Raw genomic sequence first — 26,026 nt, forward strand, 5'->3', positions numbered from 1 at the left:
CTGCGGCAGGACGGGAGGTACGTTGCGGACATGCCTCGACCGGGCCCTGACCTTCGCCGGAGCGACGCTGGCGGCGGTCTACGCGCCCGGCGCCGCCGAGGGAGAACTCCGGCTGGTGGACACGTCCGGAGGAACCCCTTCCGGACAGCGGCCGCCGGAGCGCCTGCCGCTGTCCGGTGACTCGCCCGCGGTCCTCGCCTTCCGCACCGACCGCCCCCTCTGGCTGCCCGCCGACACCCCACCCGGACCGCTCGGCGCGCTTCCCCTGGACGCGGACGGCCGGCGACTGGGCTGCCTCCTCGTCCTCGGCTCCTCCGCGGACGGCTTCGAGAACGAACAGCGCCGGTTCCTGGAGCGGTACGCCGACGCCGTCGCCGTGCTGCTCGAACCGGCCCCCGACCCGCCGGGAACGGCGTCCCTGCTGGCGCCCGCCCTGCACAGCCTGCGCGTCGGCTCGTTCGTCCTCTTCCCCGACACCGGCCTGATCGAGGCCGACGAGACCCTGCTCGAGCTGGTCGGCATCACCCCCGACGACTTCGACGGCAAGGTCGACACCCTGCTCGCCCACGCCCTGCCGGAGGACATGCACGCTTTGATGACGGTCCTGGAGCCCGCGGACCTGGAGTCCGGCCGGCGCGACCTGGAGTTCCGGGTCCGCGGCCCGAAGGGCGAGATGCGCTGGCTGAGCCTGAGCTGCCGGACCGCGCCGGCCGCCGAAGGCCGGCCGGACGGCGTGCTCGGCCTGGTGACGGCCACCCCGGTGCTGCGCGGCGGAGCCGACGACGTCTCCCGCATCCAGTGGCTGACCGCCGCCCTCGACGACGCCGCCACCGTCCGCGACGTCGGCCGCGTGGTGGTCGCCGCCCTGCGGGAGCCGCTGGCCGCCGACCGCGTCGCCCTCGCCGCACTGCAGGACGACCGGCTCATGGTCACCGTCCTCGACCCGCCCCAGCCCACGGCCTGGCCCGAGGCCTGGCGCTCGGAATGGCGCACCGAATGGCCCGACGCCCCGCTGCGCGCCCTGCCCACCCTGCGGGACGCGCTGCGCGACGGCCGGATGGACCTGTGGCCCACCGACGCCGACCTCGAACCCGGACTGTCCGGCATCGGCCCCGGCGGACTGGCCGTCCTGCCGCTGCCCGCCAAGGGCAGCGTCGCCGGCGTGTGCCTGGTCGGCTGGGACCGGCCGCACGAGTTCGTCCCCGAGGAACGGTCGCTGCTCACCGCGACCGCCGCCCTCGTCGGACAGGCCCTCAAACGGGCCCACGCGCACGACGCCGAGCAGGAACTCGCCACGATGCTCCAGCGCAGCCTGCTGCCCCGGCGCCTGCCCGAACTCCCCGGCGGGACCGCCGTCGCCCGCTATCTGCCGGCCCGGCGCGGCCTCCAGGTGGGCGGCGACTGGTACGACGTCATCGCCCTCTCCCAGGACCGGGTGGCGCTGGTCATCGGAGACGTGCAGGGCCACAGTGCCGGAGCCGCGACGATCATGGGCCAGATGCGGACCGCGGTCCGGGCCTACGCGATGGAGGGTCACCCGCCCGACGTGGTCGTCTCGCACGCCAACCGGCTCCTCGTCGGCATGGAGACCGACCTGTTCGCCACCTGCTGCTACGCCGAACTGGACATGGAGGAGGGCAACACCCTGTTCGTGCGGGCCGGCCATCTGGCGCCCCTGCTGCGCAGGCCCGACGGCGAGACCGAGGAGGTCGAGGTCGCGGGCGGCCCCCCGCTGGGCATCCTCGCCGAGGCCGACTTCCCCATGACGGCCGTCGAACTGACCCCCGGCACGGTCCTCGCCCTGGTCACCGACGGTCTGGTCGAGGCAGCCGACCTCCCGCTCGACGAGGGCATGCGGCGCACCCGCGCCGCGCTCGCCGCGGCCGACCCCGCGGACCTCGGCCGCACGGCCGACCTGCTGCTCGGCGACGCCGGCCGCCGCGAGGACGACGTGGCGCTGCTGCTGCTGCGCTACGACGGCATGAAGACCCGCCCCATCCGGGCCGGCTGGATGGTGTGGCGGCTGCCCGACGCCGTGATGCACGCCCGCCGCTTCACCGCGCGCACCCTGCGCCGCTGGCAGGTCCAGGAGGCCGCCGACGCCGTGCTGCTGGTCGTCTCCGAGCTCGTCACCAACGCCCTCGTGCACACACAGGGCCCGGTCCGGCTCGACCTGATCCTGCGCGGCGACCGCGTGCGCGTCTGCGTGAGCGACTCCTCGCCGCGCGCCCCCGCCAAACCGGTGATCGTCGACTGGGAGTCCACCGGAGGCCGCGGCCTGCTGCTGGTCGAGGCGATGTCCGACGCGTTCGGCTCGGTCCCGGTGGCCGGCGGCAAACAAGTGTGGAGCGAGATCGTCGTACCGGAGGCAGTGCCGTGAGCACCCGACGCAGATACGCAGCCGCGGTGGTCGGCGCGGCCCTTCTGACCCTGCCCCTGGCCGCCTGCGACGGCGGAGGGCAGAGCGGCTCCGGCGAGGGCTTCACCGTCGGCCTGCTGCTCCCCAGCCGGGCCGTGCCGCGCTGGGAGCACTCGGACCGGCCGCTCATCGAGGCGCAGGTGAAGAAACTGTGCCCGGCCTGCACGGTGGAATACGCCAACGCCGAGAACGACGTGACCAGACAGCGCCAGCAGATGGTGTCCATGGTCACCAAGGGCGCGAAGGTCCTGATCCTCGACGCCGCCGACACCCGGGCGCTGCGCTCCTCCATCCAGGAGGCGCGCCGGGCGGGCGTCCCCGTCGTCGCCTACGACCGCCTCGCCGAGGGCCCCGTCACCGGCTACGTCGGCTTCGACGGGCACGAGGTCGGCAGGCTCCAGGGCCAGGCGCTCCTCGACGCCCTGGGCAAGCGGGCCGAGGACGCCGACGTCGTCATGGTCAACGGCGACCCCACCAGCCCCAACGCGGCCCTGTACCGCAAGGGCGCGCTGTCCGTCCTCGCCGGCCGGGTGACGATCGCCAGGTCCTACAACACGCTGGACTGGAGCGCGCAGAACGCCCACGCCAACATGTCCGCCGCCGTCGCGGCCCTCGGCCCGGACCGCATCGACGGTGTGCTGGCCGCCAACGACGCCATCGCCTCGGGCGTGATCTCCTCGCTGAAGAGCGCCGGCGTCACCGACCTCCCGCCCGTCACCGGCCAGGACGCCGACCTCGACGCTGTGCAGCGGATCGTCAAGGGCGAGCAGTACATGACGGTGTACAAGCCGTTCAAGGACGAGGCGTCCGCGGTCGCCGCCATGGCCGTCGCCGTCGGGCGGGGCGACGATCCCCGCGACAGGGCCACCACGACCGTGGACAGCCCCACCACCGAGGACATCCCGTCGGTCCTGCTCACCCCGACCGCCGTGACGGCCGAGGACGTCGAGCCGGTCCTCGTCGGGAGCGGCGTCTACACCGTCGCCCAGATCTGCACCCCGCGACTGCGCGCGGCCTGCGACCGGGTCGGACTCACCCCGTGAACCCGGTCGGACGTCAGTGCTGGTACGGCTGCTGCTGCGGCTGCCCGTACGCCTGACCGCCGACGTGGCCCGCGGCCTGCGCCTGCAGCTGCTCGGCCTGCTCCTTGGCCACCTTCTGCTCCGCGCCGCAGAAGGTGCACTGGGTCGCGTACTTCGAGGAGATCGGGAACAACGGCACGAAGAACAGGGTGAACTTCGTGACCCGCTTCCTGAGCGTGTGCGCGGCGGGGTTGCCGCAGCGGCCGCACACCAGCGTCAGTATCGCCAGCTGGTAGAGGTATCCCTTGGTGCCGAAGATGATCACGTCGTGCTTCCTTCTGGGGTGGGTGTCCGTCCGGGCGGGTGTCCGCCCGGGTGTCCTTCGGGACGGCTGTAGCACCGCACAGTCTGCTGCATCGCGGGATCACCCGGGTGAGCGGCAGCCGGGTCGATGCCCTGGGCCACGCGGGCGATCTCCCGGCCGCGACGGCGGCGGTCGCCGCCGGGACGCCGCCATGGTCGTCTGGCCGCCGCACCACGGCGGTTCAGCTTCCTCCGAGAAGAGGTCCCATGCCCCGACTTCCTCGTTCGGCGGGTGTCACCGCCGCCGCACTCGCCCTAGGGCTGCTCGCCACGGCTCCCGCCGCCGGCGACGAGCCGACGGTGTCCGCGCCGCGCGTCGTCGCCCACTTCGACCTCGCGAAGGGCGGGTCGCCGGAGAACCTCGCGCTCGAACCCGACGGCTCGGCCGACCTGACGTTCTCGACCGCACGGCAGGTCGTCAACGTCACCCGCGAGGGCCGAGAGCGGCTCCTCGCGACGCTGCCCGCCGTGCCGGACGCGTCCACGCCCGTCGTCGGCAGGGCCGTCGTCCTCGGCATCGTCCGCGCGCAGGACGGCACGCTGTACGTCACCTACGCCACCGGCACCCGCGCCACCGGCATCTGGCGCGTCCCCGCCGGCGGCGGAAAGCCCCGCCAGATCGCCCAGCTGCCGGCGACGGGGTTCCCCAACGGTCTCGCCCTCGACGAGCGCCGAGGCGTGTTCTACGTCGCCGACTCGGTGCTCGGCACCGTCTGGCGCGTCCCGCGCGCGGGCGGCAAGCCCACCGCGTGGGCCGAGGGAGCCGCACTCGAGCCGCGCAACCCGCGGCCCGCGGCCAAGGTCGGAGCCAACGGTCTGCGCCTGCACCGCGACGCCGTGTGGGTGTCCAACACCAACGCCGGAACCCTGCTGCGCATCCCGGTCGGACAGGACGGCTCGGCCTGCGCGATCCAGACCCGGGCGACGGGCCTCTACGCGCTCGACGACTTCGGGTTCGTCGAGCGGCACCGCGACACCGCCCTCGTCGCGCTGACCGGCGGCAGCGAGGTCGCCCTGGTCCGCCCGGACGGCACCCACCAGGTCGTCCTCGACCGCCAGGCCGGACTGTCCAACCCGACGGCCGTGGCCGTACGCGGCAGGACCGCCTACGTCACCAGCGCGGCGTACTTCAGCCAGAAGGACCCCAACCTCCTCCTGGCCCACGTGCGCCAGCGCGCCCGGCGCTAGGGCGGTCCGAGGCCGCGTCAGGCCGCCGGGTGCACCAGGCCGTACTCGTAGGCGAAGGCGACCGCCTGGACGCGGGCGCGGGCGCCGATCTTGGCGAGAATGTGGCTGACGTGCGACTTGACGGTGGTCGGGGCGATGGACAGCCGCGCGGCGATCTCCGCGTTGGACCAGCCGGAGGCGACCGCGACGAGCACGTCGCGCTCGCGTTCGGTGAGGGCGTCCGGTCCGGCCGCCCCGCCGCGGGGGAGCGCGGCGCGCTCGTGGCGGACGGTGTCGATGAGCGCACGGGTCAGTTCGGGCGTGATGACGGCGTCCCCCGCCGCCACCGCCCGGACGGCCGCGGTCAGTTCGTCGGGGGTGGCGTCCTTGAGCAGGAAGCCGCCGGCGCCCGCGCGCAGTGCGGCGTAGGCGTGGGCGGCGTCGCTGCCGGAGGTCAGGACCAGCACCCGCGGCCGGGGGCCGGGCGGCCGGGCCGTCTCGCCGACCGCGGCGAGGGGTGCGGGGCGGGCGATGCGGCGGATGGTCTCGATGTCGTCCGCGAGCGGACGGCGGCCGTCCATCAGGACGACGTCGGGACGGAGCGCGGCGCTCATGCGCACCGCTTCCGTGCCGCTCGCCGTGTCGCCCACGACGGTGAGGTCGGGTACCCCGGCCAGCAGCATGCGCAGGCCGACGCGTTGGAGGGACTGATCGTCGACGATGAGTACGGAGGCCATGGCTGTCGTTCTCCATGCGGTGGGGGCGAACTCCATGCGGTGGGGGCGAACGCCTCTTAGGAACGAAACTGTTTCGTTCACTTGTTGGCCAGAATAGTCCTCCGGGTCATCGAAACGGCATCGTTCCCTTGTGGTGTGCGTCACAGCTGATCGCGCAAGGCGGGAGGGCCGGCGCCTTCCGGCGGCCGGCCCTCCCGTGTCCTGCCCGGCGACGGGTCAGGCCCAGCAGCCGTTCACGGTCGCGGCGAGACCGTCCATCGCGTCCTTGATGTCGTTCGGGTTGGCGGTGGAGCCGTTCTCGACGAAGGAGAACACCTTCCACTTGCCGTCCTTGCCCTGGGTGAGGCCGCTCAGCGCGATGGCCCCGGTGAGGGTGCCGGTCTTCGCGTGCACCTTGCCGACCGCGCACTTGGAGTTCGCGTCGTCGAAGCGGCCCCACTCCGGTCCGAGGGTGCTGCCGGCCTCGCCGGAGACGGGCAGCCCGTCCAGGATGGAGCCGAGGACGCGGGCGTGCTGCGGCTTCGTCACCAGCTCGAGGATGTCCGCGAGGGTGGCGGCCGGGATGCGGTCCGCCCGGGACAGGCCGCTGCCGTCGTACATCTCGAAGTGGTCGAGCGACACCCCGTACCGCTCGCTCAGCACCTGGCGCACGACCTGCGTGCCGCCCTCGAAGGTCGCCGGACGGCCCGCGCCCAGGGCGGTCATCCGCAGCAGGGTCTCGGCGATGTTGTTGTCGCTGGTCTTGAGCATCGTGTGGACGATGTCCGACAGCGGCGCCGACTGATGCCGGGCGACCGGGAAGTCCGTCGCCTTCGCGGTGGCCCGGGTGACGGCGCCGTCCACGGTGACCCCGGCCGCGGTCAGCTGCCGCGCGAACGCCTGCCCGGCGTCCAGGGAGGTGTCCTGCACGCCGTGCCCGTCGACGACGAGAGCGCGCACCGGCGCCACGGAGTCGGGGTAGTAGCCGGTGTTCCAGCCGTTGGCCAGGGTGGGTTCGGGGAAGAGACTGTCGTCGACGGCGACCTTCACCGACGTCAGCCCGGCCGCCTTGAGGCCGGCCACCGCGCTGCTCGCCAGCTCGCCGAGGTCCGCTCCCGTGAGCGTGCGGTCGCCGCCCCCGACGAGAGTGAGGGTGCCGCCGCCGTAGACGACCTTGGTGGTGAACCGGTGGTCGGGGCCGAGCACGGTGAGCGCGGCGGTCGAGGTGGCGAGCTTGACGTTGGACGCCGGCATCAGCGCCGTCGCCCCGTTGTGGTCCCAGAGCGAGGCGCCCGAGTCGGCGTCGAGGACCACGCCGCTGACGTCGGAGCCCAGTCGCCGGTCCAGGACCCGGGTCGCGAGATTGGCGGCCATCTGCTGGTCGTCCGCGTCGGGGCCCTTGGACGGCGAGGTGTCCTTGGCCGTCGTGCCGACGCCCTTGTCCGCGGCGAACGCCGAAGGGCCGGCCAGGGCGGCGGACGTGACGGGCACGGCCAGCGCGAGCACGAGCGCCCGGCGCAGGCCTGCGCCGTTGTGCCGGGCCTTGCGGTGTCTGCGCCGGCCGCCCGGCGCGAAGGAGGTGGTGGGGGAGTCCGGCATTATGTCGTCCATGGGGGTTTCTCAGGGCTTTCGTGGGGGGCCTGCGCAAGGGAATTCCGGCGCACCTTATCACCTGTCACATGTGACCCATAGGTGATGAATTGAGAAACTGACGGAAATTCAGCGAACGGAATTCCCCGCCCGTTTCCCCCACGTTCAGGAGAGCGACCCCAGGCGCTGCGTCGTATAGGCGCACTCGGTGTAGATGTAGCCGGATTCGAGCTTCGCCGTGTCCGAAGCGGGCGTGTCGAGGCTGTCGTTCATCGGCTTGTGCAGGAAGAACGTGGTGCCGACCGGCAGGCTGATGGTCCGCTCCGGATACTTCTTACTGCTGTTGCTGCAGGGCTCGAAACCCGGAGTGAGGGTGCTGCCGAGGGAGTACGCCTTACAGCTGCCGCATCCTTTGAGGGTGAAACTGCCGGTGACCGGACCCGTGTACAGAACCGTGATCTGGTCGGGACTGTCGTTCTGCACCGTCACCGAGATGCTTCCGCCGGAACGCGTCGTCGGCAGCTTCTTTCCCGCGGCCGGCACGGTCTGGGCGATCTCCGCCGCTATCGCGAACTTCTTCGCCAGTGCAGCGTTCCCGGCGTTCTTGTGGCCGGAGGCGTAGTCGGTCATGGTCGTCTGCGCCGACTTGAAGTCGCCGTCCCGGTACTGGTCCACACCGCAGGTGTACTTACCCGTGTCGGCGCTCGCCGTGGCCCGGGCGGCGTCCTTGTCGAGGGCGCCGGAGAACGTCGTCCGCTCGGCGGGCAGCCCGTCGATCTGCGAGCTCAGCGTGGACAGCCGCTCGACCGCCGAGCAGGGTTCGGCTCCGCCCAGGTCCTTCTCCGTCCGCACGACGGCCGCGGCCACGGCCGGCTCCACCTTCGCGGCCTGCGCCGAGGCGGGGAAGGTGGTCAGCAGTTCCCCGAACTGTCCCGTCCAGCCCGCCTCGCCCGCCGTGAGAGACGTGGACGCGCACTCGTACAGCGAGGTGGCCAGCCGGTCGTCGGGCCAGGTCTTCAGCTCACCGAGATCCGTCGCGGGCAGGCTCTTCGGCACGGTGCGCAGGAACTTCAGCGGCGCGGTGGCCGCACAGTGGTCGCCCTGTTCGTAGGAGGCGCCGACCGTCCGGTAGAAGGTCTTCATCTGCGCAGGCACCCGCTCGGCGGCCCGGGAGCCGGGGTGATCGGCCTGCAGTGCGGCGTAGGAGGCGAGAGCCTTGCGGTAGTCGGCCTGCGCCGAGTCGAAGGGCCGGTCACCGGCCGCCTCCACCAGGCGGTTCGCCTCGTCGAGCCGGTCGAGGAGCATCTGCTGGATCGCTTCGTCCCGCGCCCCGTCGTACAGCACCGCCCCACCGGCCGGGGCCACCAGCAGGAGCAGCCCCAGCCCGAGCGCGAGGGGCGCGTTGCGCAGTCCCGCCAGCGGTGTGCGCAGGCCCACACGCGCCCCGTGCGCCGCCACGGCGACGAGGAACACGCCGTACAGGACGAGCGCGAGACCCGGGACGCCGTCCGGGTCGGCCGGCAGCGCCACGAGCAGCAGGGCGGCGGTGGCCGCCCAGCACAGCGCCGTCAGCACCCAGCGCCGCGTCAGCGCGTACCCCAGCCCCAGTCCGCTGAGGTTGAGCACCGCGACCGCGACGGCCCGCACTCCGTCGGCCGGGGCCGGCGGCGGCGCCGACGGCATGGGTGGAACGTTGAAGGTGTGGTCGTATCTGCCGTACTGGTCCCCCGACATGGCGGCTCCCCCCGCTGAACTGCGCCCGCACATCTGCGATTTGTCAGTGTACGGGCGCAGCGGGGCTGCCGACAGGGGGATCGGCGGCGAAGCGTACGGGGCCGGCGCCGACGAGGACGTCGGCGCCGGGTGCCGCCGGCCGTGACCGGCAGCCGGCCGGACCGCCACGCGGGGCGAGCGTGGCGGCCGCGGCTGCTATCGCGTCAGGCATGGTCAGGCCACACCTCCCGCCGTCTTCCTGCGGCGCAGGGCGTAGACGCCGGTGCCGGCGACGGCGAGGACGCCGAGTCCGGCCGCCGTCGTCGACGGGCCGGCGAGGGCGCCGCCACCGGTGTGCATGCCGCCGCTGGGCTTGTCGTGCTTACCGCTCCAGCCGCCGGACTCCTCCTTGCCGCCCTCCCAGGAGCCCGAGCCGTGCTCCTCCTTGTTGGTGTCGGCGGCCTCCCAGTCCTTGTCCTTGTCCTTGTCCTTGTAGGTCTCCGGGTCGAACCGGGGGTCCTTCGCCGCGCCGCGGTCGCCGTCCTGGTCCACCGCGGTCAGGGCGCCTCCGCCGGTGTGCATCCCACCGTGCGGTCCGTCGTGCTCGCCCTTGCCGTGTTCGCCCTTGCTGTGCTCTTCCTTCCCGTGGTCCTCCTTGCCGTGCTCCTTGCCGGACCAGGAGCCGTCCTCCTTGGCGGAGGAGCTGTCCTCCTTGCTGTAGGAGGAGCTGTCGTGGTCCCAGTCCCCGTCGGTGGCGAAGGCGCCCGGGGCGCCGATCGCCAGGGCGGCCGAGGCCGCCGCGGTGGCCAGGATCATTCGAGCAGAGCGCATCTGATGGTCCTTCCGTCCCGACCGGGCAGCCGACACCTCGTCAGCTCACCTGACCCGGCCTGACGTGATCCACCGTCAGTCAGCGCACGCCGGTCCACCACTCGAGGCGGTCAGCCGGGTGAAATCGGCCCGCCCTGCCCCGGATCCGCACCGGTGAGTCGTCCCCCGAGGAAGATCCACTCCAACGGCGGACCGGCGAAACGATTCCCGGGGTGAACGGGACGCGAGACGCGGCCGTCCCCGGCTGCGCGCCCCGATCCTGAGGCAGGCGATCCTCGGCCGGCCGTCCGGTCGACCCGCCCCGTCCCGCTCTCCCGATCCGTCAAGGAGTTCTGTCGTGCGCTTTCGTCGTACGGTGCTCAGCACCATCGGTTCCGTCGCTCTCGTGGTCGCCTCGCTGGGCGCGGTGACCGCTGCCACCGTGAGCCCCGCGGCCGCGGACCCGTGCGGCTTCTACAAGACCAGTTCTGACGCCTACTACAACCACTGCACGTCGGACGGCTCCCGGGTGGTCGTCAAGGTCGAGGTCGCCCTGGCGCCGGACTACGAGCGCTGTGTCGGCCCGGGCACGACCTGGCTGGGGCCGGCCGGCAAGATCCAGGGCGCCTACTACGTCGGCCGTCTGTGCTGACGTCCGCGATGGACCCGCACTGAGCACATGCTGAGCCCGTGGTGACGGGCACTCACGCGAAGTCGTCCAGGACGTCGGAGTGTTCGGGGCAGATCCCGTCCGCGGCGTGGAACATCGCCGTCGTGAGGGGCTCGTCGAAGCGGGTGCGGTTCCGGTACTGCCACACCACGCCGTTCCCGGCGCGGCGGACGACCTCGCCGAGGTACCGGACCGCGCCCTGCGCGAAGGCGCCGCTCTTCGCCCGGAGGAGGCCGGCGCTGCCGTCGAGCCTCTCGCGCAGCGCCGTCTCGAGCAGGTCGGGGGAGGCGGGGAGAAGCCCCCATGCCGCCCGCCGCCCGCCGCAGGCCGCGGGGCCCGGCCTCGTCCGTCCAGCGGGCGAACTCCCGGTCCCGCACGGCGAGTCGGCGCAGGAGTTCCGGACGGTCCGCCCCGGCCGCAGGGGCGGGCCGTCGCGGGGTGGGACACGACCGCGGGAGCCCAGCCGCGCTTTCGCCGACGCAGGACGCCCACCGCCTCCGCGAGCTCGGCCGCCTCCTCGGTGAAGACGCTCCCGGTGCGGGTGCGGGTGGGGACGGCCCGGGTTGACGAGGGCGAGCGGGGTCGTTCACTTCAGTACGGTCAGCAGTCGTTCGGCGAACTCCGAGGGATTCTCGACGGCTCCGAGGTGGCCGCCGGGGAACTCCACGAACGTGGATCCGAGGAGCTCCGCGAGCCGCACGGCCGGCCCGTACAGCGCCGCCTGCCCGCGGGAGTCCTGCCCGGCGGCCGGCGTCAGCCGGTCGGCGACCGGGCGCAGCGCCGCGAGGTCGGGCAGGGTCGAGGAGAACGGGACCAGGACGCGGCCGAGGAAGACCGGCAGGTTGGCGTGCATCCGTCCGGCCATCTCCCGGACGCCGGGCGGCAGTTCCGTCGGCTGCTCGGGCGCCTGCCGCCCGGTCCCGTCCGACAGGCCCTCGCCGAGCCGGGCCATGGCGGCTTCGGCCCCTGCCCGCCGGAAGGTCTCGCGCACCCGGGCGAAGAGCGCCCGGTGCGGAGCGGGGTCCTCGAGGAGTTCCACCAGCGGCGGCTCGTGCGTGACCACCCTGCGCAGCCGCTGCGGCCGTCGGGCCAGCAGATCGAGCGCCACGACCGCGCCGGAGCTGCAACCGAGCACGGCCGCCTCCTCGTCGGGGGCGAGCAGTTCGAGCAGCCGGTGGGCGTCGTCGCTCCACACCCGGACCTGCTCGTCGGCGGGCGGGGCACCGGCGGGGCCGTCGAGCGGGCTGCGGGACAGGCCGCGCGGATCGTAGGTGACCACCGTGTGGTGAGCGGCCAACCGTGGCGTCATGCCCGCGTACAGTCCGGCGTCGCCGGCTCCGCCGGGGATGAGGAGGAGGACCGGCCCGCTGCCGGCCGTCTCGTAGTGGAGGGTGGCGCCGGGCACCTTGAGCGTGCCGGTACGGGTCGCGTTCAACGCTTGCTCCTGTCGGGCTGCGATAGCGATAGCTAGAGGCTCTAGGTTTTAGGCTAGTGCAACCAGGTTGAGGGGCGCGTCCGATTTTCTCTTGCGACGGGCCGCCGTCCGGCACTCGCGTACGAGCCCCGCGTACCGGCCCCGCCGGGCGAGCCCCGTTGAATGCGCCGCGCCGCGCCGCGCCGCGCGGCCGGATCCGGTCCGGCCGGCCTCCCGGGTGGTGCACTGGGGGAACAGCGACGGTGCGCGGACGGCCAACTCCCGGGCGTACGCGCGTTCTAGCTTGGTTACTCGAGACAACGCACCACGAGAACAGCAGGAGTTTCCATGTCCGACCTCGTCGAGCCGGTCACGCCGGTGCTCGAACCCCAGGCGGCGGCGTTCGCCGAGGCCACCGCCAACCCGCCGTACCTCTTCGACCTCGGTCCGGTGGAGGGTCGAAAGGCGGTCGACGAGGTGCAGTCGGGTGAGATCGCCAAGCCCGCCGTCGACGAGGAGTGGCTGACGGTCGCGGGCGGTCCGACGGGGTCCGTACGCGTACGGATCGTGCGGCCCGCCGGCGTCGACGGCGTGCTCCCGGTGGTGTTGTACATCCACGGCGCGGGCTGGGTGTTCGGCAACGCGCACACGCATGACCGGCTCGTGCGTGAGCTGGCGGTGGGGGCCGGGGCCGCGGTCGTGTTCCCGGAGTACGACCTCTCGCCCGAGGCGCGGTACCCGGTGGCGATCGAGCAGAACTTCGCCGTGGCCCGGTGGGTCGTGGAGCAGGGCGCGTCGAAGGACCTGGACGGGGCGCGCATCGCCGTCGCGGGTGACTCGGTGGGCGGGAACATGGCCGCCGCGCTGACGCTGATGGCCAAGGAGCGCGGCGGTGTTCCGCTGGTGCAGCAGGTGCTGTTCTACCCGGTGACCGACGCGGCCTTCGACACCGGCTCGTACCACCAGTTCGCGGAGGGCTACTTCCTGCGCCGCGACGCGATGCAGTGGTTCTGGGACCAGTACACGACCGACCAGTCCGAGCGCGCGCAGATCACCGCGTCGCCGCTGCGGGCGACGCCCGAGCAGCTGAAGGACCTCCCGCCGGCCCTGGTGATCACCGGTGAGGCCGACGTGCTGCGCGACGAGGGCGAGGCGTACGGCAACAAGCTGCGCGAGGCAGGCGTCCCGGTCACCGCCGTCCGCTTCCAGGGCGTCATCCACGACTTCGTGATGCTGAACGCCCTGCGTCCGACATACGCCGCCGAAGCCGCGATCAACCTCGCGGTCGGCACCCTGCGCGACGCCCTGCACGTCTGACCACCACAAGGAGCACACCCATGACCACCACCCCCACCGTCGTCCTGATCCACGGCGCGTTCGCCGACGCGGCCGGCTGGTCCGGCGTCATCTCCGAGCTCCAGGGCCAGGGCGTCCCGGTGATCGCCCCGCCGAACCCGCTGCGCGGCCTCGCCTCCGACGCCGCGTACGTCGCGTCCGTCGCCGCGCAGATCGACGGCCCCGTGATCCTCGTCGGCCACTCGTACGGCGGCGCCCTCATCACGGTGGCCGGCGCGGCGGAGAACGTCGTCGGCCTCGTCTACGTCGCGGCCTACGTCCCGGAGGAGGGCGAGAGCCTCGGCGAGCTGCAGGGCCGCTTCCCGCTCTCGCCGCTGGTCAGCAACCTCAAGGAGTGGACGTACCCGGTGCCGGGCGGCGACCCGGCCGTCGAGGTGACCATCGCCGAGGACGCCTTCCCGTCGGTGTTCGCCGCGGACGTGCCCGCCGACGTCACCAGGATCCTCGCCGCGGCCCAGCGCCCGCTGGCCGCCGCCGCGTTCGGGGAGACGGCCTCGGCGGCCGCCTGGAAGACGAAGCCGTCCTGGGCGCTGATCGCCGCCGCGGACGAGGCGATCAACCCCGACGTCGAGCGCTTCGGCGCCAAGCGGGCGGGGGCGACGATCGTCGAACTCGAGGGCGCCTCGCACGCGGTGGCCGTGTCGCAGCCGAAGGCGGTCGCGGACCTGATCCTCGACGCGGTGCGCGCGACCAGCTGACACGGGGACGGGTCAGTCGCGCGGGCGCGCACCCCCACCCGGGTGCGCGCCCGCCCGGCCCGCCACCACCGGCCCGCCACCACCGGCCCGCCGGCGCCCTGAGACCCCCGCACCCGACCGGCCGGGGCGCGGTCGATGACGGGCACACCGGCGTCGCCCGTCAGCGGCTTCGCACCCGGCGCACGAGGTCGGCGGCGGCCTGCGGCCACTGCGGGTGGTCGAAGACGAAGCCAGCCTCCAGCAGCCGGCCGGGGACCACGCGGCGGCTCTTGAGCAGCAGTTCGGTGTCCGACCGCAGGGCGAAGGCGCCCAGTTCGGCCATCCACCGCGTCGCCGGCAGGCCCACCGGGACGCCCCACGCGCCGCGCAGCGCGCGCATGAACGCGCGCTGGGGGAGCGGAGCGGGCGCGGCCAGGTTCACCGGACCGGCGAGGTCGTCCCGTGCGACGAGGAACTGGACCGCGCGGACGAAGTCGCGGTCGTGGATCCACGACACGTACTGCGCGCCTCCCGCGACCGGGCCGCCGAGGCCGAGCCGGGCCAGCCGCAGCAGGACGTCGAACACCCCGCCCCGGTCGGGGCTCATCACCATCGCGGACCGCAGGGCCACCTTGCGGGTGTCCGGGGTGCAGGCCTTCTCCTGCTCCTCCTCCCACGCGGTCGCGATGTCGACGCTGTAGCCCCAGTAGTCCGGGACGTCCGGCTCGGATCCGCCGATCAGACCGGTGGCCTCGTCGTTGGCGGCGTCGAAGCGGTGGGCGTAGACGGTGGCGGTGCTCATCTGCAGCCAGAGCCGCGGCGGCCGGGCCGCCGCGGTGATCGCCTCGCCCACGATCCGCGTCGACTCCACCCGGGAGCTCATCATCGCCTCGAGGTTGGCGGGGGTGTAGCGGCAGCTGACGCTGCGGCCGGCCAGGTTGACGACGACGTCGCTGCCGTCGATCTCCTCGGTCCAGGGGCCGAGCGTACGGCCGTCCCACGCGACCTCGTCCCGGCCCGCCGGCCGCCTGCTCAGCACCACGACCCGATGTCCGGCCGCGGTCAGCGCGCGGCGCAGGACCGTTCCCACCTGTCCGGTCCCGCCGGGCAGCACGATCTTCATGGGCAGGGTCCCCTTCTCTCTCGAAGAAGACCCTACCCATATTTTGAACGTGTTCAAAATGTGGCGCGCGGTCGTGATCCGATCGGGTGGCATCCGCCTCGCTCGTACGCGCCGGATCGCCTCAGGCGCCGCCCGCGCCCCGACTCCGACACCGCCCGCTCCCCGACTCCGGCGCAACAGGCGGGCGGATGCAGGGGGTTTGCGTCGTTCCTGCCGTGCCGGCTCATCAGGTCAAGCGTCCCGGACTATTGACTCTCAACGGAGTCAGTCGCGATCCTCGACCCACTATCTTGCGCCGGTCATGACAAGCTCAAGGGCATCCAAAGAGCCCTCGTCGACCGCGCGATCCCCGCCGACCGAGGGACGTGTGCTGTGACCATGACCGGACGCCCGTACCGCAGACGCCGAGACGCCACCGTCGTCTCGCTCCTCCTCCTCGTGCTCGCCGCCGTCCTCGGGCCCACGCCGAGCTCGGCGGCCGGCGCGGACTGGTGGACGCCGACGGCCCGGCCGGCCCCCGACTCCCAGATCGGTGTCACGGGCGAACCGTTCACCGGCACGAACGCGGCGGGCGAGGTCCGCGGGTTCGTCGACGCGCACAACCACCTGTTCTCGGGCGAGGCCTTCGGCGGACGGCTGATCTGCGGCAAGGTGTTCTCCGAGGCCGGCGTCGCCGACGCGCTGAAGGACTGTCCCGAGCACTACCCCGACGGGACTCTCGCGATCTTCGACTACATCACCCACGGCGGTGACGGCAAGCACGACCCGACCGGCTGGCCCACCTTCAAGGACTGGCCCGCCTACGACTCCATGACCCACCAGGCGAACTACTACGCCTGGGTCGAGCGGGCCTGGCGCGGCGGACAGCGGGTGCTGGTCAACGACCTCGTCACCAACGGCATGATCTGCTCCATCTACCCGTTCAAGGACCGCAGTTGTGACGAGATGACCTCGATCCGGCTGCAGGCCAAGCTGACGTACGACCTCCAGGCCCAAATCGACAAGATGTACGGCGGCCCCGGCAAGGGCTGGTTCCGGATCGTCCTCGACAGCGCGCAGGCCCGTGAGGTCGTCAAGCAGGGCAAGCTGGCGGTCGTCCTCGGCGTCGAGACCTCCGAGCCGTTCGGCTGCAAGCAGATCCTCGACATCGCGCAGTGCAGCAAGTCCGACGTCGACAAGGGACTCGACGAGCTGTACGGGCTGGGCGTGCGCAGCATGTTCCTGTGCCACAAGTTCGACAACGCGCTCTGCGGCGTCCGCTTCGACGAGGGCGGTCTGGGAACGGCCATCAACGTCGGGCAGTTCCTGTCGACCGGCACCTTCTGGCAGACCGAGAAGTGCACCGGACCGCAGCACGACAACCCCATCGGCACCGCCGCCTCGAAGGCGGAGGCGGACCTCCCGGCGGGCACCGACGTCCCGTCGTACAAGGCCGACGCGCAGTGCAACACCCGCGGTCTCACCGCACTCGGCGAGTACGCCGTGCGCGGCATGATGAAACGCAAGATGATGCTCGAGGTCGACCACATGAGCGTCAAGGCGACCGGCCAGGCGCTCGACATCTTCGAGGCCGCGAACTACCCCGGCGTGCTGTCCTCGCACAGCTGGATGGACCTCAACTGGACCGAGCGGGTCTACTCCCTCGGCGGCTTCGTCGCCCAGTACATGCACGGCTCGGAAGGGTTCGCCGCGGAGGCGAAGCGCACGAACGCGCTGCGCGACCAGTACCACGTCGGGTACGGCTTCGGCACCGACTTCAACGGCATAGGCGACCACCCGGCCCCCCGCGGCGCCGACGCCGCGAACAAGGTCACCTACCCGTTCAAGAGCGTCGACGGCGGCTCCGTCATCGACCGTCAGACGACCGGCTCGCGCACCTTCGACCTCAACACCGACGGCGCCGCCCACGTCGGCATGATCCCCGACTGGATCGAGGACATCCGGCGCGTCGGCGGCCAGGACGTGGTGGACGACCTCTTCCGCGGCGCCGAGTCCTACCTCGGCACCTGGGGCTCGACCGAGCAGCACCAGGCCTCGGTCGACCTCGCCGAGGGCCGCACCGCCACCGCCAGTTCGTCCGAGTCCAACCCGTTCACCAGCTACCAGCCCGGCCGGGCCGTCGACGGCGACGACGGCACCCGCTGGGCCAGTGACTGGAGTGACGACCAGTACTGGCAGGTCGACCTCGGCGCCACCAACCGGGTCTCCCGCGTCACCCTCGACTGGGAGCGCGCGTACGGGAAGTCGTACCGCGTCGAACTGTCCACCGACGGCGTGAACTGGACGACCGCCTGGTCGACCACGTCCGGCGACGGAGGCCTGGACACGGCGAAGTTCGCCGGCGCCCCGGCCCGCTACGTCCGGGTGCACTGTCTGGGCCGCGGCACGGACTGGGGATACTCCCTCTACGAGGTGGGCGTCCACAGCGCCTAGCCGCGAAGGCGACACTGGGGGGACACGGATGGCGCGCATGCCGTCGGCGGAGCGACGACGACAGTTGACGGATGCCGCGATCAGAGCGATGGCCCGGGACGGCGTCCCCAGGACGACGACCCGGTCCATCGCCGCCGAGGCGGGCGTCTCCCTGAGCGTCTTCCACTACTGCTTCGACTCCAAGCAGGCCCTCGTCGAGTCCGTCATCACGACGCTCACCGCCCAGTCGGTGAGCGTCGTGCGGGAGGCGATCCGCCCCCGGGCCACGCTCGAGGAGACCGTCCGCGCGGGGTTCGCGGCGTACTGGGACCACGTCCGGGCCCACCCCGACACGCACATGCTGACCTACGAGCTCACTCAATACGCCCTGCGCCAACCCGGGTTCGAGCACCTGGCCCGCCGTCAGTACGAGCTGTACGGCGAGGCCTACGCCGAGCTCATAGGGGACCTGTGCCGCAGCATGGGGCTGCGGCTCGGCGTGCCCGTCCCCGTCCTGGCCCGCTATCTCGCCGCCATGACCGACGGACTGACCCTCAACTACCTCGTGCTCGGCGACGAAGCGGCCTGGTCCGACATCCTTGACACCGTCACGGCCCACGTCGCGGGACTGGTCACGGCCGACGTCCGGCAACCGGGCACGTCCCCGGTCCGGTCGTCCGGCGAGCGGCCGTAGCGCTCCCGGGCCGGCGCAAGCAGCACGGTCGGCGGCTACCGGGCCCGTGCCACCAGCAGGGCCACGTCGTCGTGGTCGTCAGGATGGCGCAGGCCGTAGAGCAGGAGGTCGCAGATCTCCTCGAGCGGCCGGTGCGGCTCGTCCAGGAAGCCGACGAGGACCGCCAGACGGTCGTCGATCGGGTGCTGCCGGGTCTCGACGAGGCCGTCCGTGTAGAGGACCAGGAGGTCGCCGGAGCCCAGCGTGGTCGTGGTGGTCTCGAAGGGGACGCCGCCGACGCCGAGCGGGGCGCCGGACGGCAGTTCGAGCAGCGTCGCCGGTCGGCCGGGCCCGGCCAGCGCCGGCGGCATGTGCCCCGCGTTGGCGATCCGGCACTGCCCGGTGCGGGGGTCGTACACGGCGTAGAGGCAGGTGACGATGTAGTGCTCCAGATCGCAGGTGATCTTGTCCAGGTGCTGGAGCACGGCGCCCGGTTCGAGGTCGAGGTCCGCGTAGGCGCAGGTCGCGGTGCGCAGCCGGCCCATGGTGGCGGCCGCGTCGATGCCGTTGCCCATGACGTCCCCGACGACCAGCGCGGTCTTGTCGTCGGCCAGCGGGATGACGTCGTACCAGTCGCCGCCGACCTCGCTGGTGGCCTGGGCGGGCTGGTAGCGGGAGGCGAGGTCGAGGCCGGAGTGGTGGGGCGGGTGCTCCGGCAGCAGGCTCCGCTGCAGGGTGAGGGCGGTGTTGCGCACGCTCTCGAACCAGCGGGCGTTGTCGATGGCCACGGCCGCCCGGCCGGCCAGCTCGACGGCGAGGAGGACGTCGTCCTCGTCGAACGGGAGCGGGTTGCGGGTGCGCTTGAGGTCGAGGGCGCCGAGCACCTCCCCGTGGGCGATCAACGGTACGGCGAGATACGAGTGCACCCCGGCGCGGGCCAGCAGGGAGCCGGCCTCCGCGTCCCGGGCGATGCGCGCCAGGTCCTGGTCGCCGACGTGGCTCACCAGGACCGGCCGGCCGGTGTGCACGCACAGGGTGACCAGCTGGTCGCCCTGGTACGCGGCCACGTCGCCCGGCGGGTCGGCGGCACGCAGCGCCACGGTGGGATGCGCCGCCTTGAGCGCGAGTGCGCGGAAGAGCTCAGGACCGTCGTCCGGCCGACGGGCGCGCCGGCAGGCCAGCGCCGAGTCCAGGACGTCCACCGCGACCACGTCGGCGAGCTGGGGCACCGCCACCTCGGCCAGCTCACGGGCGGTCTGCTCCACCTCCAAAGTGGTGCCGACCCGCGTGGAGGCCTCGGCGATGAGGGCGAGGCGACGGCGGGCCCGGTCGGCCTCCGCGGCCACCCGGTGCCGTTCGGTGACGTCGACGACCGAGGCGGCCGCGCCCAGCACCCGCCCGCCGGGGTCCTCCAGCCGGTAGAACGACAGCGACCAGGCGTGCTCGTGATCGGGGTCGGTCCGCGGCCGTCCCACGTGGTACTGGTCGAGCAGCGGCGTGCCGGTCGTCAGCACCTGGCGCAGCGCGGACTCGATGGTGTCGACGTCGGGCAGCGGCAGGGTCTCCCGCAGACGCCGGCCCACGTGGTCCTCGGCGGGGATGCCGTCGATGCGCTCGAGCGCCGGGTTGACCAGGAGATAGCGCAGATCCGGGTCGAGCAGCGCCAGCCCGATGGGGGACTGGTTGATCAGCCGCTCGCACAGGGCCAGGTCGGTCTCGACGCGCTGCAGCAACTCGTGGTCGGCGGCGATGCCGAGGGCGTAGACGTCTCCGAGATCGTCCTGGAGCCGCATGTTGCGGAACTCCATGAGACGGCTGCTGCCGTCCTTGTGCCGGATGGGGAAGGCGCCGGCCCAGCTCCGGCCGGTCTCCAGCACCTCCGTGAACAGCCGCACCACGGACTGCAGGTGCTCGGGGTGGATGAACAGCCGCGCCGCGTACTTGCCGAGGGCCTCCTGCGCGGTGTAGCCGAACAATTCCTCCGCCTGCGGCGTCCAGAACACGATGCGTCCCTCGGCGTCGACGACCATCGCGGAGACGCTCAGCACGTCCAGCAGACCGGTCGGCGGCGGCGCCTCCCGGGCGTACGCGGTCCCGTCGGACCGGATGGGTTCGGCTGTCATCGCGGAGCCTCCTCCCGCACCTCCATGCTGCGCCTCATCCGGCGCGCCCGGTAGCGGGGCCCGGCGCGCGCCCCCGGCCCGGTGGTCCGGCGAGGGGCGCGCGCTGCGGAGCCACCGTCGCGCGGTGGGCTGTCGCCGGAGAGACGAGGGCGGTGCGGTGGGTTGTCGCCGGGGTGAGGAGGGCGGTGCGGTGGGTTGTCGCCGGGGCACGGCGACGCCGTGCGCATCGGGCGGACAGGCAGCACCATGGTCCTGTAGAGGACGGCACCCATGGATCCAGCGCGAGAAGTCTCCGAGGCCCCGACGCCCGCGGGACCACGCGATCTCCTCGACGCGTCCACCGACGCGGCGGCGATCGTGACCGCGGACGGCGTCGTGCTCGGCTGGACGCGAGGCGCGCAGGCACTGCTCGGCCACCCGGCGTCCGACGTCGTCGGGGGTTTCGCCGGCCGGCTGGTGGCGATGCCGCGGGACCCGGCGCGGGTGGCGGCGGTCGCGGCCCGGTGCCGCGCGGGCAGGGGGTGGAGCGGCCAGCTCACGGCACGGCACCGCGACGGCCGTTCCGTCGACGTGGCCCTGCGGGTCTCCGCGTCCTTCCGGATCGGCGTGGACGAGTGCTTTCTGCTCTCGGCACGCGAGCAGAGCCGGCAGTGGACGGTGGGGCAGTCCGTCCTCGACGGGTTCCTCGTCCGCTCCCCGGTCGGGATGGCGGTGCTGGACCTGGAACTGCGGTACGTGTGGCTGAACGACACGCTGGAACGCCTCGGCGGGGTGCCCCGCGAACAGCGCCTCGGGCGACGGCTGAGCGAGCTGCTGCCCGGCCTCCAGGCCGACGCCATCGAGGGCCTCATGCGCAAGGTCCTGAAGTCCGGAACCCCGGTCAACGAGTACGAGTACCTCGGGTGGAGCTGGGCCGATCCGCACCGCCGGCGCGCCTACTCCACGTCCTTCTTCCCGTTGGTCGGCTCCGACGACTCGGTCACCGGGGTCTGCTACATGGTGCAGGACGTCACCGAGCGGTGGGCCGCCCGCCGGCTGCTGTCGCTGGTCAACGAGGCCTGGGCGAGCGTCGGCACGACCCTCGACGTCATGCGCACCGCCCAGGAGCTCGCCGACTTCGCCGTCCCGCGGTTCGCGGACTTCGTCATCGTCGACCTGCTGGAGCCGGTCCTCAGCACCGAGGGACACGGCACGTGGCTCACCGACGCCGGGCCCGCCCCGGCCAGGCCGGTGATGCGCCGGGCCGGGCTCAGCTCCGTGCGCGAGGGCTGCCCCGAGGCCGTGGCCCGGGTGGGCGAACGGGTGGACTTCCTGCCCCCGCCGCACGACACGAAGCTGCTCATCGACGGCGAGCCGATCCTGCTTCCCGTCCTGGACCCCACCGACGAACTGTGGCTCGCCGAGCAGCCCGAGAGGACGGCGACGATCCGCAGGTTCGGGCTGCACTCCCTCATCTCCGTGCCGATGCGGGCGCGCGACACCGCACTCGGCCTCGCCACGTTCGTCCGGTCGCTCAACCCCGTCTCGTTCGGCCCCGACGACGTCCTGCTGGCCCGGGAGCTGGTGGCCCGGGCGGCGCTGTGCGTCGACAACGCCCGCCGTTACACGCGCGAGCACACGGCGGCCGTCACCCTCCAGCGCAGTCTGCTGCCGCACGCCCTGGCGGGCGGAACAGCGCTCGAGGTTGCCTCCTGCTATCAGCCGGCGGACCCCACGGACGGCGTGGGCGGCGACTGGTTCGACGTGATCCCGCTGTCCGGGGCGCGGGTGGGGCTGGTGGTCGGCGACGTGGTGGGCCACGGCATCGCGGCCGCGGCGGCCATGGGCCGGCTGCGGACCGCCGTGCAGACCCTCGCCGACATGGAGATGCCGCCGGACGAGCTGCTCGCCCACCTCGACGACCTCGTGCTCCGGCTGAGCACGGAACGCACCGACGACCCCGCGGCCCAGCAGGGCACCACCGCCTTCCTCGGCGCGACCTGTCTGTACGCCGTCTACGACCCGGTCACCCGGCGGTTCACCATGGCCCGGGCCGGGCATCCGCCGCCCGTCGTCGTCACGCCCGAAGGCCGGGTGTCCTTCCCGGAGCCGCCGGCCGGGCCTCCGCTGGGACTCGGCGGGATGGCGTTCGAGGCCGCCGAGATCACCCTCGCCGAGAACAGCCTGATCGGTCTCTACACCGACGGCCTCGTCCAGGGAGCCGAGCACGACATGGAACTGGGCATGTTCCGGCTCGGCGAGGTGCTGGCCCGGCCCGACGCCGACCTGGACGCGCTCTGCACGTCGGCGGTCCGCCGGCTGGTGCCGGTGCCGCAGTCCGACGACGTCGCCCTGCTGCTGGCGCGCACCCACGCCCTGGAAGCCGAGCACGTCGCCTCCTGGGACGTGCCCGCCGACCCGGCCGCCGTCTCCGAGGTCCGCGCCCGGGCCACCCGCCAGGTGGCGGACTGGGGCCTGACGGACCTGGCCATGACGTCCGAGCTGATCGTGAGCGAGCTGGTCACGAACGCCGTGCGCTACGCGACCCCGCCCATCCGGCTGCGGCTTCTCCGTGACGCCCGCCTGACCTGCGAGGTCACCGACGCCAGCAGTACGGCCCCACGGCTCAAGCACGCCCGGATCACGGACGAGGGCGGGCGCGGCCTCTTCCTGGTGGCCCAGCTCGCCCACCGCTGGGGCACCCGGTACACGGCCGACGGAAAGGTCATCTGGGCGGAGCAGGAGATCCCCTGACCCGACGGCGAGCGCGACGGAGCCCGCCCGACGGCCGGGAGGGGACGGGAGGGGGGGGGAGGGGTGGGGTGGGGTGGGGAGCGGTGGCGAGGAGAAAGCGTCGGACAAGAGTTGGCCACACACGCCGGGTGGTTGACAGACCCACCCGGCGGCGCGCGCGGGCGCCGCCGTCCGCCGCGGCTCCCGGGTACCCGGCCCCGCACGGAGCGAGAGCGCGGCTTGGCGAGAGCGCGGCCTGTGGGCCGGTGCGCCGGTCAGTCCTGGACGAGCTGATCGGCCAGCCGGTGGGCCTGGGCCAGCAGCGCCCCGTACGTCAACAGCGCGTCGGGGTCGTCCCGCACGGCCCCCGGAAGCCGTCGGCGGAACGCGTCGAGCCTCTGGTGCAGCTCCTCGACGGCCTCGCGGAGCTCGTCGGCGGCGTCGTCGTCATGGCCGGCCGGTGTGAAGCGCGCGCTGCCGTAGAGCCGGATGGCGTGGGCGGTGCGGTGCAGGAAGTCCGCGTACGGACGGGCGATCTCCGCGGCCGGCTGAGCGGCCTTGCTGCCGTGGTCCACGGCCTCCCACACCGTCCGGGTCACGCCGGCGGTGTGCACGGCGATGTAGTCGAGCACGACCACGGCGTCGGCGTACGTCTTGTCGGGTTGCGCCGCGGCGTACACACGCCGGCCGCGCGGGTTGCCCCGCATGGCTTCCTTGCTGCGGCCGATCGCCGACCGCGCCTGGTCGACCAGGCGGTCCAGACGCAGGGCGCGCGCATGCCACTCGGCGGCCGCCCGGCCGTCCCCTTCGCCGTCGGCCAGCCCGTCGGCCACCGCGTCGAGGATCTCCTGCGCCTCGCGGACCGCGTCCTCCAGCGCGGAGCGGGTGTCGCGCAGATAGAGCGGCGGACGGACCAGCGCGTTGACCGCGACGCCGACCGCCGCGCCGAAGACCGCCTCCGCGACCCGGGCCGCCGACGAGGCGATCGTGACCTGGCCGCTGGTCAGCACGAAGAGCGCGCCGGTGGCCGCGTACACGCCCTGACTGCCCAGCCGGTGCCACTGCCCGAGGAGCAGCACCGCCGGCAGGACCAGGGCCATCGTGACCATCGTGCTGTCCAGCAGCAACGCCACCGCCGTGGCCACCACGGTGCCCGCCGCGATCGCCGCGAGCTGCTGCAGACCGTGCGCCACCGAGCGGTACACCGTCGCCTCCACCAGCACGACCGCCACCCACGGCGCCACGAACGCCATCGGGGCCGCGAGCCACCAGCCCGCCACCGCCCAGGCCACCCAGGCGGCCAGCGCGGCCTTGCCGGCCTGCGCCACGAGATCCCGTTCACGGCCCGGCTCGGCCCACGCCCGGCGGGCGGTCCGCACCACGTTCCCGCCGCTCAGCCGGACCGCTCTCACCAGTCGAGCCGGCCATGCCGGCCATCGCGGCCATCGCGGCCGTGTCGTTCGTGTCGTCCCCTGAGTGCACTCCATGGCACTCAAGTGCCACACCAGGCCCGCTACGCACCTACCGTGCGCGACCTCACAGCGCACCGCCCGCGATTCCAGCCCGGCACAAGGCCGTCAAGGCTCCCGCCGCCGCACCGTCATCCGGCGCCGTCAACCACTCAACGCCCGAACGTGATCGTTGTGTGATCAGTGCCGCGTAGTCTCCAGCCGACCGGGGGACTCGACTCACCGGGCGCTCGACCAGTACGGGGGGACACACATGACACATCGGGGTGCGGCGATACCGGCACTGATCGGCGGGGTACTGCTCACGGCGCTGCTGTGGTGGGCCGGGGCGAGCACCGAGGCGCTGCACCTGCAGGGCGCCACCGACGCGCTCGGCGGCCGGGTCGTCGCCGAACTCCAGCAGTGGCTCACGCCCTGGTCGTACGACCCTCCGACGTCGGTCCGGTTCGGTTCCGGCGTGCTCGGCGAGATCGGGGATCCGGCCGGCGGCGACGCCACCCGCTATCTCTCGCTGTACGAGACGGCGTTGCAGATCCGGTTCGCCGCGGTCTTCGTCTTCTTCGTGCTGGGGGCGGTGCTCCTGGTCCGCAGGCTGCCGCCGGTCGACGGCCGGCTGCCGGCCGCGCTGCTCGCCCTGTGGGGTTGGGGCGTGGTGGCCGGAACCCTGGCGGTGACCGTCTCCGCGCCGTGGCTGATCGCCTCGCAGGGACGCGGCAGTTACCGCTTCCTCCCGCAACTGGCGGGCGTCATCTCCTCCGGACGGCAGATGCTGGTGGTGACCGCGCTGCTCGCGTCCCTGGCGACGGTGTTCGCCGCGCGGGTGGTCGCCAGGAGTCAGGGTCCGCTGCCGCGCGAGGCCGTTCCGGTGCGTGCGGCCCGACTTGCCGCAACCGTCGGGACCGCGGTCATCGCCCTGTCCCTGGTGGTCCTCTCGTACGAGTCGGTCGCCGCCGAGCTGCAGACGTCCTTCTCGGGCAGCGGGCGGTTCTCCGAACCGGGTGACCTGCTCCGCCAGTGGCTGCTTCTCGGCGCCTGGTCGGCTCCGGCGGGAGTGTCGTTCGGGGACTGGCTCCTGTACCGGGCCACGGACGTCCTGCTGCTCGCGCTGGTGTGGACGGCGCTGCGGCGGCTGCCCGGAATGCTCACGCGCGTGACGGTCCCGGCGATGGCGGTGGGCACGGTGTGCGTGACCGTGCTCGGACTCCTGGCGAGTCAGTTGCTGCGGGTGGCGCTGGACGGGTCGACCTTGAAATGGGACCTGATGTATCTGTCCTCGGGCATCGGCGACGGAGTCCCGGCAGCCCTCGTCTGGGGACTGACGGCGGGCGCCGCGGCCACGGTGACCCTGCGGGCGGCCGGGGGACGTGGGCCGACCGCGAACGCGCCGGCCACCGAACCGGAACCCGCCGTGCCGTAAGGCACACGCCGACCGTCGAACCGGCCCTGCCGTAGGCCACACGCCGACCGTCGAACCGGGACTCCGCCGGGCCGTGCGGTTACGCGCCGACCGCCGAACCGGAACCCGCCCTGCCGTAGGCCACACGCCGACCGCCGCCGCGGGAACGTCGCCGAGCCGGGCGGTCACGCGCCGGGAGCG

The 26,026-nt window shown here is 73.0% G+C and carries 19 protein-coding genes; 10 read left to right on the plus strand and 9 right to left on the minus strand.

The window, feature by feature from the left end:
• Positions 1-22: 22 nt before the first annotated feature.
• Positions 23-2,380, plus strand: coding sequence for a SpoIIE family protein phosphatase (locus OHS82_RS36680; protein ID WP_328435383.1), 2,358 nt, complete (start codon positions 23-25; stop codon positions 2,378-2,380).
• Positions 2,377-3,462 carry a sugar ABC transporter substrate-binding protein gene (locus tag OHS82_RS36685; RefSeq protein WP_079041399.1) on the plus strand — a complete coding sequence of 362 codons (1,086 nt, stop codon included), beginning with the start codon at positions 2,377-2,379 and terminating at the stop codon, positions 3,460-3,462. Before OHS82_RS36680 ends, OHS82_RS36685 begins: the two co-directional genes overlap by 4 nt.
• Before the next feature lie 13 nt (positions 3,463-3,475).
• On the opposite strand, the gene OHS82_RS36690 is transcribed toward OHS82_RS36685, so the two are convergent.
• Positions 3,476-3,766 (minus strand): zinc-ribbon domain-containing protein, encoded by a 291-nt coding sequence (locus OHS82_RS36690; protein ID WP_057580857.1) that lies wholly within the window; start codon positions 3,764-3,766, stop codon positions 3,476-3,478.
• Between the two features lie 245 nt (positions 3,767-4,011).
• On the opposite strand from OHS82_RS36690, the gene OHS82_RS36695 reads away from it, so the two are divergent.
• A complete protein-coding gene (locus OHS82_RS36695) occupies positions 4,012-4,992 on the plus strand; it encodes an SMP-30/gluconolactonase/LRE family protein (RefSeq protein ID WP_057580858.1) in 981 nt (326 codons plus the stop codon).
• 17 nt (positions 4,993-5,009) lie between these two features.
• Here OHS82_RS36695 and OHS82_RS36700 read toward each other — a convergent pair whose 3' ends face one another.
• The 4 genes from OHS82_RS36700 to OHS82_RS36715 all read right to left on the minus strand — a co-directional run bounded on the left by OHS82_RS36700 (position 5,010) and on the right by OHS82_RS36715 (position 9,821).
• Positions 5,010-5,708 (minus strand): response regulator transcription factor, encoded by a 699-nt coding sequence (locus tag OHS82_RS36700; RefSeq protein WP_328435384.1) that lies wholly within the window; start codon positions 5,706-5,708, stop codon positions 5,010-5,012.
• Positions 5,709-5,924: 216 nt separating this feature from the next.
• Positions 5,925-7,298, minus strand: a complete 1,374-nt coding sequence (gene dacB / locus OHS82_RS36705; RefSeq protein ID WP_328435385.1) for a D-alanyl-D-alanine carboxypeptidase/D-alanyl-D-alanine endopeptidase — start codon at positions 7,296-7,298, stop codon at positions 5,925-5,927.
• 144 nt (positions 7,299-7,442) lie between these two features.
• Positions 7,443-9,011, minus strand: a complete 1,569-nt coding sequence (locus OHS82_RS36710) for a hypothetical protein (RefSeq protein ID WP_057580861.1) — start codon at positions 9,009-9,011, stop codon at positions 7,443-7,445.
• A 213-nt stretch (positions 9,012-9,224) separates the two neighbouring features.
• Positions 9,225-9,821 carry a hypothetical protein gene (locus OHS82_RS36715; protein WP_328435386.1) on the minus strand — a complete coding sequence of 199 codons (597 nt, stop codon included), beginning with the start codon at positions 9,819-9,821 and terminating at the stop codon, positions 9,225-9,227.
• A gap of 337 nt (positions 9,822-10,158) precedes the next feature.
• Here OHS82_RS36715 and OHS82_RS36720 point away from each other — a divergent pair, with 337 nt between their 5' ends.
• Positions 10,159-10,452: a DUF6355 family natural product biosynthesis protein gene (locus OHS82_RS36720; RefSeq protein ID WP_057580863.1), complete on the plus strand. Its 294-nt coding sequence runs from the start codon at positions 10,159-10,161 to the stop codon at positions 10,450-10,452.
• A gap of 604 nt (positions 10,453-11,056) precedes the next feature.
• Here the strand turns inward: OHS82_RS36720 and OHS82_RS36725 are convergent.
• Positions 11,057-11,905 (minus strand): alpha/beta fold hydrolase, encoded by an 849-nt coding sequence (locus OHS82_RS36725; RefSeq protein ID WP_328435387.1) that lies wholly within the window; start codon positions 11,903-11,905, stop codon positions 11,057-11,059.
• A 327-nt stretch (positions 11,906-12,232) separates the two neighbouring features.
• On the opposite strand from OHS82_RS36725, the gene OHS82_RS36730 reads away from it, so the two are divergent.
• Positions 12,233-13,201 (plus strand): alpha/beta hydrolase, encoded by a 969-nt coding sequence (locus tag OHS82_RS36730; RefSeq protein WP_057580866.1) that lies wholly within the window; start codon positions 12,233-12,235, stop codon positions 13,199-13,201.
• A 20-nt stretch (positions 13,202-13,221) separates the two neighbouring features.
• Complete coding sequence (locus OHS82_RS36735) at positions 13,222-13,938, plus strand: alpha/beta fold hydrolase (protein WP_057580867.1); 717 nt, start codon at positions 13,222-13,224, stop codon at positions 13,936-13,938.
• Between the two features lie 160 nt (positions 13,939-14,098).
• Here the strand turns inward: OHS82_RS36735 and OHS82_RS36740 are convergent, their stop codons facing one another.
• Complete coding sequence (locus OHS82_RS36740; RefSeq protein WP_057580869.1) at positions 14,099-15,040, minus strand: TIGR01777 family oxidoreductase; 942 nt, start codon at positions 15,038-15,040, stop codon at positions 14,099-14,101.
• A 378-nt stretch (positions 15,041-15,418) separates the two neighbouring features.
• On the opposite strand from OHS82_RS36740, the gene OHS82_RS36745 reads away from it, so the two are divergent.
• Together OHS82_RS36745 and OHS82_RS36750 are read left to right on the plus strand one after the other, a co-directional pair.
• Complete coding sequence (locus OHS82_RS36745) at positions 15,419-17,473, plus strand: discoidin domain-containing protein (protein WP_328435388.1); 2,055 nt, start codon at positions 15,419-15,421, stop codon at positions 17,471-17,473.
• Between the two features lie 28 nt (positions 17,474-17,501).
• Entirely contained in the window at positions 17,502-18,146 is a 645-nt protein-coding gene (locus OHS82_RS36750; protein WP_057580870.1) for a TetR/AcrR family transcriptional regulator, read from the plus strand.
• A 35-nt stretch (positions 18,147-18,181) separates the two neighbouring features.
• On the opposite strand, the gene OHS82_RS36755 is transcribed toward OHS82_RS36750, so the two are convergent.
• Positions 18,182-20,248, minus strand: coding sequence for a SpoIIE family protein phosphatase (locus tag OHS82_RS36755; protein ID WP_079041400.1), 2,067 nt, complete (start codon positions 20,246-20,248; stop codon positions 18,182-18,184).
• Positions 20,249-20,518: 270 nt separating this feature from the next.
• Here OHS82_RS36755 and OHS82_RS36760 point away from each other — a divergent pair, with 270 nt between their 5' ends.
• Positions 20,519-22,981 (plus strand): SpoIIE family protein phosphatase, encoded by a 2,463-nt coding sequence (locus OHS82_RS36760; protein ID WP_057580872.1) that lies wholly within the window; start codon positions 20,519-20,521, stop codon positions 22,979-22,981.
• A 254-nt stretch (positions 22,982-23,235) separates the two neighbouring features.
• Here the strand turns inward: OHS82_RS36760 and OHS82_RS36765 are convergent, their stop codons facing one another.
• Positions 23,236-24,372 (minus strand): FUSC family protein, encoded by a 1,137-nt coding sequence (locus OHS82_RS36765; protein ID WP_242433230.1) that lies wholly within the window; start codon positions 24,370-24,372, stop codon positions 23,236-23,238.
• A gap of 310 nt (positions 24,373-24,682) precedes the next feature.
• Here OHS82_RS36765 and OHS82_RS36770 point away from each other — a divergent pair, with 310 nt between their 5' ends.
• Complete coding sequence (locus tag OHS82_RS36770; RefSeq protein ID WP_328435389.1) at positions 24,683-25,846, plus strand: hypothetical protein; 1,164 nt, start codon at positions 24,683-24,685, stop codon at positions 25,844-25,846.
• The last annotated feature ends 180 nt before the right edge of the window (positions 25,847-26,026 follow it).

It is taken from the genome of Streptomyces sp. NBC_00425 (assembly GCF_036030735.1).
Lineage (GTDB): Bacteria > Actinomycetota > Actinomycetes > Streptomycetales > Streptomycetaceae > Streptomyces.

Bases quoted from the DNA above. Each gene is read 5' to 3' on its own strand.
- OHS82_RS36695 (WP_057580858.1), top strand. From the start codon at position 4,012: ATGCCCCGACTTCCTCGTTCGGCGGGTGTCACCGCCGCCGCACTCGCC.
- OHS82_RS36700 (WP_328435384.1), bottom strand. From the start codon at position 5,708: ATGGCCTCCGTACTCATCGTCGACGATCAGTCCCTCCAACGCGTCGGC.
- dacB (WP_328435385.1), bottom strand. From the start codon at position 7,298: ATGGACGACATAATGCCGGACTCCCCCACCACCTCCTTCGCGCCGGGC.
- OHS82_RS36710 (WP_057580861.1), bottom strand. From the start codon at position 9,011: ATGTCGGGGGACCAGTACGGCAGATACGACCACACCTTCAACGTTCCA.
- OHS82_RS36715 (WP_328435386.1), bottom strand. From the start codon at position 9,821: ATGCGCTCTGCTCGAATGATCCTGGCCACCGCGGCGGCCTCGGCCGCC.
- OHS82_RS36730 (WP_057580866.1), top strand. From the start codon at position 12,233: ATGTCCGACCTCGTCGAGCCGGTCACGCCGGTGCTCGAACCCCAGGCG.
- OHS82_RS36735 (WP_057580867.1), top strand. From the start codon at position 13,222: ATGACCACCACCCCCACCGTCGTCCTGATCCACGGCGCGTTCGCCGAC.
- OHS82_RS36740 (WP_057580869.1), bottom strand. From the start codon at position 15,040: ATGAAGATCGTGCTGCCCGGCGGGACCGGACAGGTGGGAACGGTCCTG.
- OHS82_RS36745 (WP_328435388.1), top strand. From the start codon at position 15,419: ATGACCGGACGCCCGTACCGCAGACGCCGAGACGCCACCGTCGTCTCG.
- OHS82_RS36750 (WP_057580870.1), top strand. From the start codon at position 17,502: ATGGCGCGCATGCCGTCGGCGGAGCGACGACGACAGTTGACGGATGCC.
- OHS82_RS36755 (WP_079041400.1), bottom strand. From the start codon at position 20,248: ATGACAGCCGAACCCATCCGGTCCGACGGGACCGCGTACGCCCGGGAG.
- OHS82_RS36760 (WP_057580872.1), top strand. From the start codon at position 20,519: ATGGATCCAGCGCGAGAAGTCTCCGAGGCCCCGACGCCCGCGGGACCA.
- OHS82_RS36770 (WP_328435389.1), top strand. From the start codon at position 24,683: ATGACACATCGGGGTGCGGCGATACCGGCACTGATCGGCGGGGTACTG.